The sequence below is a fragment of the Porphyromonas gulae genome (genome assembly GCF_000765945.1).
In the GTDB taxonomy this organism is placed as follows: Bacteria; Bacteroidota; Bacteroidia; order Bacteroidales; family Porphyromonadaceae; genus Porphyromonas; species Porphyromonas gulae.
This window is the reverse complement of record NZ_JRAT01000003.1, coordinates 21,380-38,272: the sequence shown is the minus strand read 5'-3', so window position 1 is coordinate 38,272 and position 16,893 is coordinate 21,380. Positions and strand designations below refer to the sequence as shown.

General features: G+C 49.4%; 13 protein-coding genes. 12 read left to right on the top strand and 1 reads right to left on the bottom strand.

Annotated elements, in window-relative coordinates; genetic code table 11:
* Positions 1-4 precede the first annotated feature (4 nt).
* Positions 5-808: a polysaccharide biosynthesis/export family protein gene (locus HQ49_RS01390; protein WP_039418017.1), complete on the bottom strand. Its 804-nt coding sequence runs from the start codon at positions 806-808 to the stop codon at positions 5-7.
* 260 nt (positions 809-1,068) lie between these two features.
* On the opposite strand from HQ49_RS01390, the gene HQ49_RS01385 reads away from it, so the two are divergent.
* The 12 genes from HQ49_RS01385 to HQ49_RS01330 all read left to right on the top strand — a co-directional run bounded on the left by HQ49_RS01385 (position 1,069) and on the right by HQ49_RS01330 (position 16,790).
* A complete protein-coding gene (locus HQ49_RS01385) occupies positions 1,069-1,941 on the top strand; it encodes a GLPGLI family protein (RefSeq protein ID WP_230623967.1) in 873 nt (290 codons plus the stop codon).
* A 20-nt stretch (positions 1,942-1,961) separates the two neighbouring features.
* Entirely contained in the window at positions 1,962-2,837 is an 876-nt protein-coding gene (locus HQ49_RS01380) for a GLPGLI family protein (protein WP_316931227.1), read from the top strand.
* 3 nt (positions 2,838-2,840) lie between these two features.
* On the top strand, positions 2,841-5,474 hold the full coding sequence (locus tag HQ49_RS01375; RefSeq protein ID WP_235290022.1) for a carboxypeptidase-like regulatory domain-containing protein: 2,634 nt from the start codon (positions 2,841-2,843) through the stop codon (positions 5,472-5,474).
* 599 nt (positions 5,475-6,073) lie between these two features.
* Positions 6,074-7,090, top strand: coding sequence for a DUF6261 family protein (locus HQ49_RS01370; protein WP_039418015.1), 1,017 nt, complete (start codon positions 6,074-6,076; stop codon positions 7,088-7,090).
* Positions 7,091-7,278: 188 nt separating this feature from the next.
* Positions 7,279-9,258 carry an OPT family oligopeptide transporter gene (locus tag HQ49_RS01365; protein ID WP_039418013.1) on the top strand — a complete coding sequence of 660 codons (1,980 nt, stop codon included), beginning with the start codon at positions 7,279-7,281 and terminating at the stop codon, positions 9,256-9,258.
* Between the two features lie 16 nt (positions 9,259-9,274).
* Positions 9,275-10,492, top strand: a complete 1,218-nt coding sequence (gene pepT / locus HQ49_RS01360; protein ID WP_039418011.1) for a peptidase T — start codon at positions 9,275-9,277, stop codon at positions 10,490-10,492.
* A gap of 135 nt (positions 10,493-10,627) precedes the next feature.
* Positions 10,628-11,335, top strand: a complete 708-nt coding sequence (locus tag HQ49_RS01355) for a HesA/MoeB/ThiF family protein (protein WP_052073410.1) — start codon at positions 10,628-10,630, stop codon at positions 11,333-11,335.
* Between the two features lie 44 nt (positions 11,336-11,379).
* Complete coding sequence (locus HQ49_RS01350; protein WP_039418008.1) at positions 11,380-12,114, top strand: type III pantothenate kinase; 735 nt, start codon at positions 11,380-11,382, stop codon at positions 12,112-12,114.
* Positions 12,107-13,411, top strand: a complete 1,305-nt coding sequence (locus tag HQ49_RS01345; RefSeq protein ID WP_039418007.1) for a hypothetical protein — start codon at positions 12,107-12,109, stop codon at positions 13,409-13,411. Before HQ49_RS01350 ends, HQ49_RS01345 begins: the two co-directional genes overlap by 8 nt.
* Positions 13,412-13,452: 41 nt before the next feature.
* On the top strand, positions 13,453-14,805 hold the full coding sequence (locus HQ49_RS01340) for a tetratricopeptide repeat protein (protein WP_026292329.1): 1,353 nt from the start codon (positions 13,453-13,455) through the stop codon (positions 14,803-14,805).
* 30 nt (positions 14,806-14,835) lie between these two features.
* Positions 14,836-15,540: an LPS export ABC transporter periplasmic protein LptC gene (gene lptC, locus HQ49_RS01335; protein ID WP_039418006.1), complete on the top strand. Its 705-nt coding sequence runs from the start codon at positions 14,836-14,838 to the stop codon at positions 15,538-15,540.
* Entirely contained in the window at positions 15,537-16,790 is a 1,254-nt protein-coding gene (locus tag HQ49_RS01330) for a hemolysin family protein (protein WP_018965821.1), read from the top strand. The genes lptC and HQ49_RS01330 overlap by 4 nt, the downstream gene beginning before the upstream one ends.
* Positions 16,791-16,893: the final 103 nt, after the last annotated feature.

Sequence of the window (16,893 nt, the reverse complement as noted above, 5' to 3'; positions counted from 1 at the left end):
TAAATTATTTAGACTTATCTATTATGGTAATCGTAAGCGTGGAAATGGATACGAGCGTGGATGTTACCCCGAGCCATACATTCACATTATTGTTCTGATTGATTTCGCTCATCTGTGTTTTCTTGCTGTTCGGCTCTACGTAAATGACATCGTTTTGATGGAGATAATACACCGGGCTTGTCAGCAAGTCCGCCTTCCTGAGATCCGCCAGGAAAACCTCGCGATGACCATTGGTTTCTCTGATCACAAAAACCCTATCGCGACGGCCATAGATTGTCAGGTCTCCGGCTAGTCCAATAGCTTCCAAAAGAGTTATTCGTTCTCCCTTTACAGACATCGACCCCGGATGATTTACCTCTCCTAAGACGGATACCTTGAAGTTTTGGAGCTGTACGGTCACTGTCGGGTCTTTAATGAATCCACTGGAAATAATTCTCTTCTGGATCTCTTTCTCCAGTTCGGTACGAGTAAGACCCTCTACATAGATTTGTCCTAAAATCGGATAATTGATATATCCTTTCGAATCGACTAAGAATCCCTCATTTGTATTGGCTCCGTAGCCGTTTCTGGCCAATGCTCGTGTAGTCAGCACTTGATTGTAAGGCGTTGAAAGTTCTGGATCCATACTGCTGACAAGGATATTCAGCACATCGTCTTTCTCTATTTTTACCTCATATGGTTTAGCAATGATCTCCCGATTAAAAGTTTGGATATCTTGTAAATAAACAACCTTTTCTCTTTGGGAACGGCAAGAGGTAAAAAGCAAAACGAAAAAAGAAACGAACAAAAAAATACCAAGAGTGCGCATAATTGGTAGGTGGTTTAAAAAGGGTTGTTGATGTACATTATAGTACAGCGATGCAAAGATAATCACAATCCAAATATTTGGTCGACTCATAAAAACTCCTTTTATCTCGATATATATTCATGATAGTTTTTTTGAATGATTATTCGAGGAAGAGAATCTTGCGCGGATTGGGGGTGGTCACTACGTTGTGTTTGATAGCCGGAAAATGCCGAGTGGATTTTGTTAACTTTGTTCATTCTCAATCATTAACAACTCTGCTTATGAAAAAGATATTATCGCCGGTAATCCTCTTTTGTGTTTTATCCTCTTTCGGTATGGCGCAAGTGGGAATGCCACGAATCAGTGATATGAGAGGAGTGCGTATGGATACTGTGTCTAAGAAAATAGAGGATTATGCTCAACGGCGGTTCTTTTATAAGATGGTTTTTGTGGAAGATACCCTGAACCGAGAAAAGAAAACCGAGGCACAGTGTGTATTGGAGATCGGACGGCGTGGCAGCAGCTTCATGGATTTGTATCAGTTGGCCTGGGATTCTTTGTGCGATGCCGTTACCCGACGAAAAGGTTCGATGATGGAGCTATTCACAGAGGGTGCCGGCTTGATGAAAAAGGTAAAGTGGAGAATAGTCCTGCTGAAAGGGTATCCTGAAGGAGCGGACCGCCATCAACAAGAGGTGCCATTGACAGGTCGGTATGAGTATCAATGTCCGTCGCCATCTTTCGATTGGCAGATCGGTGAAGAGACCAAAGAGATCATGGGATATACCTGTCGAAAGGCCGCCTGCCACCACAGCGGACGGGATTATACGGCTTGGTATGCCGAGGATATTGCCCTCTCGGATGGGCCGTACATTTTTCGAGGATTGCCCGGCCTGATCGTGGCCATCGCCTCAGAAGATGGAGAATATACATTCGAACTGAATGGCATGCAGGAGATTACTTTCCCCTCACCTATATATCTGTATGATAAAAAAGTGCAAAGGCGTTCGCGCGAAGAAGTGCGCAAGATCGTTCGGAACATTTCGGAGAATTATACCGAGACCATTATCAATCAGGGAAGAATCAGGTTTAAGAATCCGGAAGATGCTCAACGCATCAGAAATTTGCCGTACAATCCCTTGGAGAAAGAATAAAAACCAATAAAATACTCAGCATGAAAAGGACCTTTTTCTTCCTGGCATCTTGCTTTTTCATGAGCATGACGTTCATACAGGCACAGATGCCACGTATCGTAGGTGCAGAAGGAATGCCGGTAGATACTGTGCCCAAGAGGGTGGAGGACTATGCCAAACAGCGGTTTTTTTACAAAGTCTCTTTTGTGAAAGATACCACGAAACGAGACAAAGAAACCCAAGCACAATGTGTATTGGAAATAGGGCAGCGAGGGAGTTGCTTCAAAGACTTTTACGAGTATGCAGCTGACTCGGTGAATGATGCCGTAGCTCGGAAGAAAGGGACTGCTATGGAGATCTTTTCGAAGGCTTATGATTACGTCAAGAAGACGGAATGGCGGATTCCTGTACTTAAAGGGTATCCATTGGGACAAGATTATCATCAATATGGAGATCCGATAGTGGGTTCTTATGAATATGGTTGTCCCTCACCTGTGTTTGACTGGAGCATCGGTGAAGAGACCAAAGAGATCATGGGGTATACCTGTCGAAAGGCCACCTGCCACCACAGCGGACGGGATTATACGGCTTGGTATGCCGAGGATATTGCCCTTTCGGATGGACCGTATATTTTTCGAGGATTGCCCGGCCTGATTGTCGCTATCGGTTCGGATGACGGAGAATACATATTCGAATTGAATGGCATGCAGGAGATTACATTTCCGTCTCCGATTTATCTCAAGAAAAATGCCTTTACGAAAGTCGGCTCACGCGAAGAGATGCGCAAAACGATTCGTAATATCCACGAACATTATGCCGAAGTCGTTGCCAATTCGCCAGCTTTTGTCAATTCTCCGATACCGGTAGACTTTTCTCATCTGCCACCTCAGCCGTACAATCCCTTGGAGAAGGAGTAGAGAATGATGAATAGGGCTGTCTCTTCGATTTGGGTGTGTTTGTGGCTATGCTTGGCGGGTTTGTTGCCTGTCGCTGCTCAGGGAGCGGCCGGGCAAATCCTTGCCGGTCGTGTGATAGATGCCGAGAGTCGCGAGCCTCTTGCCGGAGCTGTGTGCCAGCTCTTGGATGCCTCCGGCAAGCCGCTTGCCTTCGTCCTTTCGAAAGCCGACGGCTCGTTCTCTCTGGAGAAAAAAGCCGGTGGAAAACTCCTGAGCGTAAGGCATATGGGGTACAGGAAGATGAGCAAAGCCATCGATGCGGCTGTCTCTTCCCTGCTTTTTGCTTTGGTGCCGGCCGACGTCAAGCTGAAGGAGGTGGTGGTGCGTGCCGAGCCGGTACGCAAGCTGGGAGATACGATTGCCTATTCGGCAGCGGCTTTCGTGGGGCCGGACGATCGCTATCTGGCCGATCTGCTGCGCAAGTTGCCGGGTATAGAGGTCTCGGCCAACGGTCTCATCAAATATCAGGGCGAGCCTATCACGCACATGTATATCGAAGGCGTGGACATGCTGCAAGGTCGCTACAATCTGGCATCCCAAAACATGCCTCAAGAGGCGGTGAAAACCGTGGAGGTATTGGAGGGGCATCAGCATATCAAGACGCTACGGGAGACGGTGCCGGAGAAAAGGGCTGCACTCAACATCAAACTCAAAGAACGCTTCAAGGTGCGTCCCTTCGGAGAGGTAACGGCCGGAGGGGGCTTCTCCGAGCTGTGGACGGGTCGCCTCTTCGGGATGCAGATAAGCCGGAAGGTGCAAGCCCTGCTCACGGTCAAGGGCAACAATACGGGCCACTCCGTGAACGAAGAGGCTGTCCGGCTCTTGGATATAGACGGCATCATGTACAACGCATCCGATCGCGAAGAGGTGCTGACCCATGCCGGCTTTCGCTCTCTGCCCATGAGCCAAAGTCGCTATCTGATGAATCGGTCGGGGACGGGGAGCTTCAGCACGGCGATCCCTTTGGGGGCGGATATGACCCTTACGGCCAATGCCTCGCTGCTGACCGACAGACGGGAGCAGACGATCCTGCAGGAGCAGACCTATAATCTGAGTACGCCGCAGGAGGTATCCGTTCGGGAGGATCGCTATACGAAGAACAAGGCTCGCAGTGCGCAAGCCGACTTCTCGTTCGAGAACAATGCTTCCCGATTCTATCTGAAAGACGATCTGAAGCTCACCCTCGGTTCTGATCGGGAGGAGGTGCGGCTGGCTACAAATACGGCCGACTACTTGCAGACGGGCAAGTCGCTCCCCCGCATCGTGCAGAACAATCTGACGGCGGTGCTGAAAGACGGCCGGCGCAGCTATCGTCTCTTTTCCTTCGGCAAGTATATGGCTCGGGATGAAAATATGTTGCTGAGCGAGCCGGCAACGGGGGCTTTGCAAATGGATCCCGACGTGCGGATGCGCGATTGGGTCACGCGCAACGGCCTCGAATCCGATTTCCGTTTCGGCCGCGTGGCACTGCATTCGACCACGACGATGGGCTACCGAGGGGGACAGGTCGATTACCGCTCCTCGCTCTCACAGCCCGAAGTGGAGGGCTTCGGCGGCACTTACGGCTACCGTGCCGGTCATTGGGAGCTGAGCGAGACACCTTCGTTTTCCTATCGTTTCGGCCGCACCTATCACCGTCTGGACCTGCCTGTCGCGTGGCATCTCTTCACCTTGAACGATGAGTCCGAGGAGGGACGGCGACAGGCGAGTCGCGCCACCTTTTCGCCGGCTCTCTCCCTGCATTGGGAGTTGGGGGCGGCATGGAAACTGAACGCTTCCGTCCGCCACGGTCATTCGTATGGCAGTCTGGAGGGATTTTGCTCCGGCTATACGCGCAGGGACTACCGCACCTATCTGCTTCCTTCGGGCTTCATGAGCGAAAGGCGGTATTCGGGGGCAAACTTTTCGGTCGATTATGGCGATGTGCTGCACCTCTTCTACTTGCATCTGAAAGCGGGGTATTCGCGCAGCCGCTCCAACGAATTGCCGCATTTCGACTACTCAGAGGAACGTAATATCATCCGTTACGAACGCTATTGGCACGATCTCGATGCTTTTTTCGCCGATATGCGTCTGAGCAAATTTTTCTTCCCCGTCAAGGCCAATGCGGTGCTGAATGTGAGGTACAGCCGTTCGGAGTCGCTTCTGAAACAGTCCGGACACCTCATCGGCGGACGTGGCAACAGCCTCTCCGCCGAGCTTACGCTGAGCAAGCGGTGGGGTGGGAGACTTTCCGCTTCCTACAACCTCGCGGCGAATTATTCTTGGATGGAGACGGGAGCCAACGCCCATCGTTGGTTGCCCCACTACCGGCATGCGGCCAATCTGACCTTCCTGCCTATCCCCCGTCTGACGCTGCGCATGGCCGGCGAATATAATACCACCACACTGGAGCCGGGGCATGTGCATGAAGATGTATTCTTCGACTGCGAAGCTCGCTATAGTATCAATAAGATTTGGGAAATAACCGTTTCGATGCGCAATCTATTCGATCGTCGTATGTATCTTATCCGTCAGCTGACGGAGTATAACGCTTTTTCCACCGGTATCCCCATTCGCGGTCGTGAACTGATCACTACAGTCTTCTTTCGCTACTGATATTCTTAATTCGGTATAGCAGCCGAGGATCGTATTGAAGATTTTCCTGAGTTTCGATACTGTTTTTCTTTTCAGCGAGTGATTTAATCGAAAAAATTCTTTGTCGCAGCCATGTAAAGCAAAATTTACAAGAAAAAAATTCATGGAATCAGACTTACAAATAGGAATTTAATGGAATAAATTCTTCGTTGCAACCTGAAAATACCGATTTCTTGGAAAAAATTCATTGCTGCATCTTGCATAAAGGAATTTTCCTGTAAAATAGATATGTTGCAAGCCTGCAACAAAGAATTTCGATGGAATAATTCTCAAATATAAACTCATAACAATAAATCCCTGTGCATAAAATGACTGTTGCCGAACAGTAACAAGAAAATTTGACGCAAAAGTCGATAGATGCTTCTATTGATCTTTACTCCAATATACATGATTGGCAAGAAAATGCCTCTATATACCCGTTATCATGACCGTACGATTACTATCAGATAGAGTAAAGGATGAAAAATGTATGTTTTGTATTGGTTTTCTATCCGTAACAAAAATATATACTATCTTTATCAGAGTAAACGATATTGTTATTCTCAAAAATTTTTTCAGATATGATCGAATCCATACAGATTACTGCTTTTCATAATGCCGAGCTTCTCAATTTTATGATTGATGAGGTCAAAGATGCCCGTACTCTTAGCAAAAATGAGATTATTCCTACTTTGGATGAGCTGGATAAGGTACTGGCTGTTTTCAAAAAAGGTATTGCCATGAACAAAGCAAGCGAATACTCAGCCAAAGTAGCTGCTCTCGATGCCGTTCGTGGCGAAGCATTTCGGAATTTTATGGGCTGCATACAGGGTGAGACCTATCGGCCTGAAGAAAGCCATCGCGAAGCGGCAAGGCGTCTGATAATTCTACTTAAACCCTATCGCAACCTGAATAGAAAGAGCTATCGGAACGAAACCGAGCTGATGTACAAGCTGGTGGAGGTATTGCGAAGCGATAAATATGCTTCCGATGTGCAGACCGTAAAAGTAACGGCTTGGATTGATAAGATGGATGAGGCAAATAAGGCATTCGATCAGCTGTTCGACCTGAGAGACAATACGGAGGGCGAGCGTCCCGTCATCAACAACCGGGAAGTGCGCCATAGGATAAAGTTGCACTACAGCCGACTTTTTGAAATCATAGGAGCCTTGCTTGTTCTGCATCCGGATAAGCCGTTAGAGGGATTTGTGGGTCGTCACAATGAGCGAGTAACCAAGATGAAAACGCTCTTTGCTCTTCGTGCTTCCATCGGAACGAAGTCGATCCAAGCGAAGCGAGCCGTATTGCGCAGTCTTGCTTCCGATCTCGGTTGGCCATTACCTGCCGGGCAGCAGGACTATGAATTTTTTGCCGGCACGCGTATCCTCCATCCGACCGAACGCCGCTGGTACTGCCTCGGCAAGAAGGATGATATGATCACGCTGGTTCCTTACAAAGCGAAGAAAAAACCGTCCTCTTCCTCTTCTTCGAATACTGCGATCGAGTTGCCCGACCTTCCGTCCCTCCCCCCGTCCCAGCCCGATGACGATACGACAGGAGGCAGCAGTGAGCAGGGCAGCGGAGGCGGCGGTCTGTAGTCGATCGAATCCGAAGCGCATCGTACGGATATACAGTCGAGGAAGATCGGACTTCGTGCCCGATCGAAAGGACTGATTTTCAACGGAAGTTGTATATATTTGGGCGTTTCGTTTCGGTACGACCCTTCGCCTCCCTGTTGCGAAGGGAGGGCGGTGCAAAGAGCAATCCAATCAAACACATATATTATATGGAAAACAAACAGACAACGAGCAAGCTGCCCGAAAATGCATATCGGGAGCTAAAGCCGGGCGAAGAGTACAAGCCGGTGATGCCTGCCGGCAGTACGCCGCGCGAGATTACCTCCTATTCCGTCCTGCTGGGTTTGGTGATGACGGTTATCTTCTCCGCTGCGGCAGCCTATTTGGGGCTGAAAGTGGGACAGGTATTCGAAGCCGCCATCCCGATCGCCATCCTGGCCGTGGGTATCGGCACGATCACGGGACGCCGGAATATGCTGGGGCAGAATGTGATCATTCAGTCCATCGGAGCCTGTTCGGGCGTCATCGTTGCCGGTGCCATCTTCACGCTTCCTGCCCTCTACATTCTGGGTCTCGAAGCCAGTTTCCTGCAGATTTTCCTCTCCTCGTTCATCGGCGGCTGTCTCGGTATCCTGCTGTTGATCCCTTTCCGCAAATACTTCGTCAAGGACATGCACGGCAAGTACCCCTTCCCCGAAGCCACGGCTACGACGGAAGTGCTGGTCACGGGAGAGAACGCGGGCAAGCAGATGAAGCTGCTGGTGGCCAGCGGGCTCATCGGCGGTCTGTACGACTTCATCGTGGGCACCTTCGGCTGGTGGACGGAGAACGTTTCCACCCGGCTGGCCGGCTGGGGAGGCGTGCTGGCCGAGAAGTACAAGCTGGTCTTTAAGGTCAATACCGGTGCTGCCGTCCTCGGTTTGGGCTATATCATCGGTCTGCCTTATGCCACGATCATCTGTGCCGGTTCGTTTCTCGTTTGGTTCGTTATCGTGCCCCTTATCGGCTACTTCGCCCCCGGTATGACTCAGGCCGTCGGCGACGGTGTGTCGCTGACTATCGGCCGGATGAGTCCGGAGGATATTTTTGCCGTCTATGCACGTCCTCTCGGTATCGGAGGTATCGCCATGGCGGGTATCATCGGAATCCTGCGCTCGTCGGGCATTATCGGTCAGGCCGTCAAGCTGGCCGGCAGGGAATTGACCGGCAAGCGAACGAGTGCCATCGAAGAGCCGCGCACGCAGCGCGATCTCTCGATGAAGTTCATCACGCTGGGCGTCATCGTCGCTTTGGTGGTGACGATGCTTTTCTTCCAGTTCAACGTGCTGTTCAACTGGGGGCATACACTGGTATCCCTGCTGATCGTATTCGTCATTACCTTCCTCTTTACCACTGTGGCTGCCAATGCCATCGCCATCGTGGGTAGCAACCCCGTATCGGGCATGACTCTGATGACGCTGCTGCTGACCTCCGTGGTTCTCGTCGGAGTGGGCGTAAGCGGCAAGCCGGGCATGACGGCTGCGATGATTATCGGCGGTGTGGTGTGTACGGCCTTGTCCACGGCCGGCGGATTTATCACCGACCTCAAGATCGGCTACTGGCTCGGCACTACGCCGAAGAATCAGGAGAAGTGGAAGTTCCTCGGCGTTCTGGTGGCATCGGTCACCGTAGCCGGTGTGATGATGATCCTGAACAAAACCTATGGCTTTACCGGCGATCAGGCTCTCGTGGCTCCGCAAGCCAACGCCATGGCAGCCGTGATCAAGCCGCTGATGGAAGGCGGCGAAACGCCTTGGATTCTCTACGGCGTAGGGGCTATATTGGCTTTGATCCTGACGAGTATAGGCGTGCCGGCCCTGCCTTTCGCCCTGGGTATGTTTATCCCGTTGCAACTAAATACGCCTCTCCTCATCGGCGGACTCATCAGCTGGTTCGTCAGCACCCGCTCGAAGGATGCCTCTGTCAATAAATTCCGCAAGGAGCGCGGTACGCTCATCGCCTCCGGATTCATCGCCGGAGGAGCTTTGATGGGAGTGGTAAGTGCCATCCTCAAATACATGGAGTTCGATGCTTTTGCCGAAGAGTGGCATGCCATGGCAGGTGCCGAATGGTTGGCCATCGGCATGTATGCGCTGATCATCCTCTACTTCATCGTCGATAGCGTCAGAGGCAAGAAACACGAAGCATAACAACGAAACAAAGAATATGAAACTGAAAGAAAGATTTCTCCAATATGTAGGCTTCGATACGCAGAGCGACGAATCCTCCACCACTTTCCCCTCCACGGACAAGCAGCTGGTGCTGCTGCGTCATTTGGCCGAAGAGATGAAAGCCCTCGGCCTGTCCGAGGTCGAAATGGACGAGTACGGCTATGTCATGGGCAGCATCCCTGCCACTCCGGGCTGTGAGCATGCGCCCGTGATCGGATTCATTGCGCACGTGGATACGGCTCCCGACATGAGCGGCAAGGACGTGAAGCCGCAAATCATCGAGAACTATAACGGCGGCGACATCCGTCTGAACGAGGAACTGACAATGCGTGTGGCGGATTTCCCCGAGTTGGCGTTCTTCAAAGGACATACACTGATCACTACGGACGGTACTACCCTGCTCGGTGCCGACGACAAAGCCGGTGTGGCCGAAATCATGACGGCTGCGGAGTATCTGCTCGCGCATCCCGAAATCAAGCATGGCAAGATTCGCATCGGATTTACTCCCGACGAGGAAATCGGTCGGGGGGTGGATCACTTCAATGTCGAGCGGTTCGGTGCCAAGTTCGCCTACACGATGGACGGCAGTATAGAAGGAGAGCTGGAGTATGAGAACTTCAATGCTGCTTCGGCCAAACTGACCGTAAACGGCCGCAATATCCACCCCGGATATGCCAAGGGCAAGATGATCAATTCGCTGCAAGTGGTATGCGATCTGCATGCTCTTCTGCCCGAGGCCATGCGACCGGAGGCTACTGCCGGCTACGAAGGATTTTTCCACCTTATCGGCATCAACGGTTCGGTAGAGAAAGCGTCGGTGTCTTATATCATTCGCGATCATGATCGCAAACTCTTTGAAGAGAAAAAAGAGCTGATCAAGGCTGCCGTAGCCTACATCAACCGCAAGTACGGTTCCGACATCGTTTCGCTCGAACTCAAAGACCAGTATTACAATATGCGGGAGATGGTGGAGCCTCATCCTGAGATTATCGAAAAAGCCATCGCTGCCATGAAGCTTGCCGGTGTAACGGCCAAGGTACAGCCTATTCGCGGCGGTACGGACGGAGCCAGACTCTCTTATATGGGACTCCCGTGCCCGAATATATTTGCCGGTGGGATGAACTTCCACGGCAAGTTCGAATACTGCTCGCTCGATTCCATGCAACGGGCGGTGGACACGATTTGCCATTTGGCTGCTCTTTGGGCTGAATAGTCATCGCACAAAACAAATGACGATCTATTCTTTCCTTTCTTACGATCATTGATAGAGAATGGTTTGAAAGCTTGGAGGGAAAGCCTGCACAATGGTTTTTCCCTCCGGCGTTTCCTCCGTCCGATTCATTTGGTTATGAAACAAAACTTTTCCGAACGTTACGCTCGTCAAACGGCTCTTCCCGAAGTGGGAGCCGACGGACAGCAGCGATTAGGTAGCTCGCATGTCCTTGTCATAGGGGCCGGAGGCCTTGGTTGCCCGGTCCTGCAATATCTCTGTGCTGCAGGTGTGGGGCATATCAGCGTTGTCGATGATGATCGTGTCGGCATCAGCAATCTCCAGCGTCAAGTGCTCTATTCCGAAACCGATTTGGAACAGCCTAAAGCCATTATGGCTGTAGCTCGTTTGCAGGCGATGAATAGCGATTGCCGATTGGAAGCCTTCACCGAAAGATTTACAGAGCTGAATGCCGAGATGTTGGCCGGCGAGTGCAACCTTATTATCGATGCTTCGGACAACGCCGCGACGCGCTACTTGATAGATCGTACTTCTCTTGCACTCGGAATCCCTTGGGTGTATGGCAGCATTGCCGGGTGGAGTGGACAATCCACTGTCTTCGGTTATGGCCATCCGGTACGTTATCCGGATCTTTTTCCCTCCGGCGAAGCAGCTTCCGAGGAAGTACCCCCCGCCGTTATCGGAGCCTTGCCCGGTGCCGTTGGGTCTATGATGGCGGCCGAAGCCATCAAAATCCTCTTAGGACGGCCCACCGAAGAAACTCTCAGCGGCCGTCTCCTCCTAATGGATCTATTGCATGGCGAGTCGCGCACCATCCGCTATTAGCGATCTGAGTAATCAGAATAATTCCGATTCCCCTCCCCAAAGCCATGTCCTTCAATCTGATCGTCGATCAAGGCAATTCTGCCTGTAAGGTTGCTTTCGTCCGAAATAACAGCATAGAGAGCATTTCCTTCCTGCAGGGAAAAGCCGGACAGGCACTCATACCCCTCATCGCTCCCCACCGTTTCGATAAGGCTATCTACTCATCCGTGGGGCTTCCTGACGAAGATGCCGAAGCCATTGTGAGAGGCTGTGCAGCTGATTCCTTAATTATGGGAGCTGAGACACCCGTACCCATTCGCCTGCAATACGATCGCCGCACTTTGGGTGCCGACCGGCTGGCTGCAGTGGTAGGAGCCTATAGTCTCTATCCGAATACTGAATTGCTGGTGATCGACGCCGGTACTGCTATCACCTATGAACGAGTATCTGCTGATGGGATCTATCTCGGTGGCAATATATCACCCGGTCTCCACTTGCGCTTCAGGGCTCTTCATCACTTTACAGGGAGGCTTCCCTTGATCGATCCTTCCGGTATCTCTCCGAAAATAGCCGAGTATGGCTCCTCGACCGAAGAAGCTATCGCGGCCGGAGTAATTCATGGACTGGCAGGGGAGATAGACAGATATATTGACGATCTGCACGCTAAAGTAGGGCGGTCTGCCGTTATACTGACCGGAGGAGATGCCAACTATTTGGCACAGATTATAAAAAGCAGAATACTAATTCATCCCGATTTAGTACTTTTGGGCCTAAATAGAATTTTAGAATATAATGTATAAAGATTATAAGGGTTTGTATGCGTCGCTTCGGTGGTGTATCCTGATCATTGGGTTGCTATTTGCAGCAGACGGTATACAGGCTCAGAACAACAACTTTACCGAGTCGCCTTACACTCGTTTTGGTCTTGGTCGTCTCGGAGAACGGACGACTATTAGTGGACATTCCATGGGAGGACTCGGCGTAGGTCTGCGTCAGGGCACATATGTCAATGCCGTGAATCCTGCTTCATATTCGGCTGTGGACTCAATGACATTTATCTTCGATTTCGGTGCATCTACCGGAATTACATGGTATGCCGAGAACGGAAAAAAGGACAATAGGAAAATGGGAAACATTGAGTATTTCGCCATGCTTTTCCCTATTTCCAAATCCATTGCTATGAGTGCGGGAGTGCTTCCTTACTCTGCATCCGGGTACCAGTTCGGATCCGTTGATCAAGTAGAAGGAGGTAGCGTCCAGTACACCCGTAAATATCTGGGAACAGGCAATCTGAACGACCTCTATGTCGGTATAGGTGCAACTCCGTTCAAAAACTTCTCAATAGGAGCCAATGCTTCATTCCTTTTTGGACGATTCACTCACAGCAGGCAGGTTATCTTCTCCACGGAGGCTCCTTACAATCCCGTACATCTCTCGACACTGTATTTGAAGGCTGCCAAGTTCGACTTCGGTGTGCAGTATCATCTTCCTCTCAAAGCAGATCGTTCGCTCGTTATCGGTGCCGTCTATTCTCCACGGGTGAAGATGCATAGCGAGCTGACTCAGATTAAGAATCAGGTTCAGAACGGTGTAGTAGTGGAGAGCGAAACGCAAGAATATATCAAAGGCACGGACTACTATACCCTGCCTCACACATTGGGTATAGGTTTTTCTTATGAAAAGAAAGATAAACTTCTCTTAGGAGCAGACGTCCAATATAGTAAATGGAAAGGTGAGAAGTTTTATAAATCCGATTGCAAATTCCAAGATAGAATACGGGTATCTCTCGGCGGAGAGATCATACCGGATATAAATGCCGTTGGGATGTGGCCTAAAGTTCGCTATCGCTTCGGTGTACATGGTGAAAATTCTTACCTGAAAGTGCCGACTAAAGGCGGTGTGTATCAAGGATACCATATCGTAGGTGCTGTATTCGGTATAGGTATCCCGCTCAATGACAGACGTTCGTTCGTAAATGTCTCTCTTGAATATGACCGGTTGATCCCGAAGGAGGGTATGATCAAAGAAAATGCTCTGAAATTGACCTTCGGCCTCACGTTCAACGAGTCATGGTTTAAAAAGCTGAAACTGAACTAATAGAAGGAAAAATGTTGGACATTAAAAGAATAAAGAAGAAAATGAACGCAAGAAATTTGTTTGCAACGGCAGCATTGCTTTTTACCGCAAGCACTGCTTTTGCTCAAACCGGAGCCCAAACAAATACCCCATTCGGTAGTGGAGAAGACAGTATCCGCTGTCGCCAAAACATAAGTCTCTTTACCTCTTATGCGAAAACGGGTAATTACAAGGACGCTTACGATTTTTGGGAGAAAGCCTATGAGGAGTGCCCGGCTTCCACGAAGAATATCTATATCTACGGTGTGAAGATTAGCGAATGGCGCTTACAAAACGAACAGGATCCGGCCAAACGTCAGCAGATCATCGATAAAATTCTAAAGCTGTATGATGACCGCGCCAAATACTTCGGAGAGGATCCCAAGTATGGAACGGACTATATAATGGCCAGCAAGGTGTCGGACTACATGCAATACATGGGCGATAAAACGGATTATGACAAGGTTTATGAATGGATCAAGCCGACCATCGATCAGCATGGAGAGAATGCTACGCCTCGTGCTTTATTCTATTATGCCTACTCTTCTCTGAACAAAGCCATCAGAAATGAGGCATGGCATGAAACCTATATTAAGGATTATACGTTTGCATCCCAGGCTATGGAAAAGCAGTTGGAGGTAGTGGATGAGCAGGGCAAAGAATTTATTCAGCCGCTCAAGACCCAGATCGACGAACTCTTTGCTCAGAGTGGTCTTGCAGACTGTAATACTTTGGTGAAAATGTATGGTGATAAGCTGGAGGAGAACAAGACGGATACGACTTTCTTGAAGAATATGCTCGGTATGTTCCATGCTTCTGATTGTGAGACTCACCCACTTTATTTCCAAGCCAATAAATACCTCTTTGCCGTACAGCCCTCAGCTATAGCAGCTATGGGTCTTGCCAAAGAAGCAATGGAAGGAAATCGATACAATGAGGCCAGCGACTATCTCCAAAAGGCTATCGAACTGAGTAAGAATGCCAAAGACCGTGCAGCCTGCAACTATACGTTGGGTCTGTTGGCCATGAAGCAGGGGAGTTACTCTACGGCACGTTCGTATTGTAACAAAGCTCTTGCCGAAGATCCTGCGATGGGCGATGCTCTTATCCTGATTGCCCAGATGTATGCAGCAACGGCCAATACTGTCTTCCCCGGTGATGCCATCAAGGCACGCTGTGTATATTTCTTGGCAGTGGACAAGCTCCAGCGTGCCAAGAGTATCGATCCTTCTTGTGCTCCCAGAGCCAATCGTCTGATCAGTCAGTATAGCCGCAACTTCCCTTCACCGGCCGATGTGTTTATGCATCCGGATTTGGAAAAAGGTAAGAGCCTCTTTGTCGGAGGATGGATCGGCGAATCTACTGTCATTCGCTAATTCCATTCCGGTACGCAAATTCGTTTGCGCATGGACCCCGGCCAACGAATAACAACTATCAAGAACACAACACTGCTTCTGTTGGAAGCAGTCGTTGTGTTTTTCTGTTTCTTATCTTTCGCCGCTTGCCGGAGGGGTAAAACAGAGGTGTTCAAACATGACCTAAATCTGGATTCGGCCTATTCGATGCACACGACTGATGTCAATACGTTAATATCCGATTCCGGATTGGTACAGTTCAGGATGAAAACCAAAGATTGGTTCATATATGACAGGGGTGAAAAACCTCACTGGCTATTTCCCCATGGAATCTATGTAGAACGCTTCGACACCCTGAATCACATCTTAGCCACTATCGTGGCGGATACTGCCTATTATATGATCGATGAAGATCGCTTTATTCTCATTGGTCATGCACATATCCGCAATATGAATGATGAGAACTTCCATTCCCCCCGATTTATATGGGATAAGAAGAACGCCATCGTTTATTCCGATGATACGGTCTACATTCAAAGCCCCGACAAAATACTCCGAGGAACATCTTTCACCGCAACTCAAGATATGGGTGAGTACACCATATTCAATCATTCCGGTGACTACTATGTGAGTGAAGAGGAGGACAAATCTGCCGACACTATACCGATTCATAGAGGAGATCGGACGGCAAGGCCTACCACTTCTCCTTTCATGCCGAGACCATCGGCCTCTCCAACCACCAAAGAGCAAAAATGAATTACCTGTACATACTGATTACACTTTTACTCTCCGGCTTTTTTTCCGGTGCTGAGATTGCGTTCCTTTCTTCGGACAAACTGCGTCTTGAGTTGGACAGGAATAAAGGCGATCTCACGGGCAGAGCATTGAACTTGCTGTATCGACATCCTGACCAACTGGTGACCACCCTTCTTGTAGGTAATAATATCGTTTTGGTGGTCTATGGTCTGCTGATGGCAGGATTGCTGGCTGCACCTTTGACACAATGGATTGATAACGATGCTATGATCGTCATTCTCCAATCTGTCTTATCCACTATCGTCATACTGTTTACCGGGGAATTTCTACCCAAAGCCATTTTCAAGACCAATGCCAATATGATGATGAGGGTATTTGCTCTCCCTATCGTGGCCATCTATTATCTGCTTTATCCTCTGTCTAAACTCTTCACCGGTTTATCTCGCTCTTTTATTCGTCTGGTAGACAAGAATTATGTGCCTACAACAGTAGGGTTGGGGCGTGTAGACCTCGATCATTATTTGGCTGAAAACATGTCCGGAGAAAACGAACAGAACGACTTGACTACCGAAGTGAAAATCATCCAGAATGCTTTGGATTTTTCCGGTATTCAGGTACGTGACTGCATGATCCCGCGCAACGAAATGATCGCATGTGAACTTCAAACGGACATCGAGGTACTCAAAAAAACTTTTATTGATACAGGTCTCTCCAAGATCATCATTTACAGGCAGAATATCGACGACGTAGTGGGATATATTCATTCGAGCGAAATGTTTCGTGGGCAGGACTGGCAGAAGCGTATCAATACTACTGTCTTCGTACCCGAAAGTATGTATGCCAATAAACTGATGCGCCTACTCATGCAGCGCAAGAAGAGCATTGCGATCGTCATCGACGAACTGGGAGGCACGGCCGGGATGGTCACTTTGGAAGATCTGGTAGAAGAGATTTTCGGTGACATAGAGGACGAACACGACACGCGTAAGATCATAGCCAAACAGCTCGCTCCCCATACCTATCTGTTTAGCGGTCGTATGGAAATAGATGATGTAAACGAGCGTTTTGGCTTGTCCCTGCCTGAGTCTGACGACTACCTTACCGTGGCCGGATTTATTCTGAATACCCATCAGAGCATCCCGATGACCAACGAAGTCGTGGAGATCGGCTCTTATACTTTTACTATTCTTAGATCCTCTTCTACGAAGATCGAACTGGTAAAAATGTCCATCGACGACCAATCGAACTAAAAAACAATCAATTGAAAGGCTTGGCATTTTGAAGTCGGTTTGTATCTTTGTGGCTTAATAAACACATTCTTAATAGTGCATAATAAATAGAAAACATAATAAC

What these genes read in the sequence shown, in the direction of transcription:
- HQ49_RS01350 (WP_039418008.1), top strand. Translation starts at nt 11,380, where the DNA reads ATGTCCTTCAATCTGATCGTCGATCAAGGCAATTCTGCCTGTAAGGTT.
- HQ49_RS01340 (WP_026292329.1), top strand. Translation starts at nt 13,453, where the DNA reads ATGAACGCAAGAAATTTGTTTGCAACGGCAGCATTGCTTTTTACCGCA.
- HQ49_RS01380 (WP_316931227.1), top strand. Translation starts at nt 1,962, where the DNA reads ATGAAAAGGACCTTTTTCTTCCTGGCATCTTGCTTTTTCATGAGCATG.
- HQ49_RS01385 (WP_230623967.1), top strand. Translation starts at nt 1,069, where the DNA reads ATGAAAAAGATATTATCGCCGGTAATCCTCTTTTGTGTTTTATCCTCT.
- HQ49_RS01370 (WP_039418015.1), top strand. Translation starts at nt 6,074, where the DNA reads ATGATCGAATCCATACAGATTACTGCTTTTCATAATGCCGAGCTTCTC.
- lptC (WP_039418006.1), top strand. Translation starts at nt 14,836, where the DNA reads ATGGACCCCGGCCAACGAATAACAACTATCAAGAACACAACACTGCTT.
- HQ49_RS01365 (WP_039418013.1), top strand. Translation starts at nt 7,279, where the DNA reads ATGGAAAACAAACAGACAACGAGCAAGCTGCCCGAAAATGCATATCGG.
- HQ49_RS01345 (WP_039418007.1), top strand. Translation starts at nt 12,107, where the DNA reads ATGTATAAAGATTATAAGGGTTTGTATGCGTCGCTTCGGTGGTGTATC.
- HQ49_RS01330 (WP_018965821.1), top strand. Translation starts at nt 15,537, where the DNA reads ATGAATTACCTGTACATACTGATTACACTTTTACTCTCCGGCTTTTTT.
- pepT (WP_039418011.1), top strand. Translation starts at nt 9,275, where the DNA reads ATGAAACTGAAAGAAAGATTTCTCCAATATGTAGGCTTCGATACGCAG.
- HQ49_RS01355 (WP_052073410.1), top strand. Translation starts at nt 10,628, where the DNA reads ATGAAACAAAACTTTTCCGAACGTTACGCTCGTCAAACGGCTCTTCCC.
- HQ49_RS01375 (WP_235290022.1), top strand. Translation starts at nt 2,841, where the DNA reads ATGATGAATAGGGCTGTCTCTTCGATTTGGGTGTGTTTGTGGCTATGC.
- HQ49_RS01390 (WP_039418017.1), bottom strand. Translation starts at nt 808, where the DNA reads ATGCGCACTCTTGGTATTTTTTTGTTCGTTTCTTTTTTCGTTTTGCTT.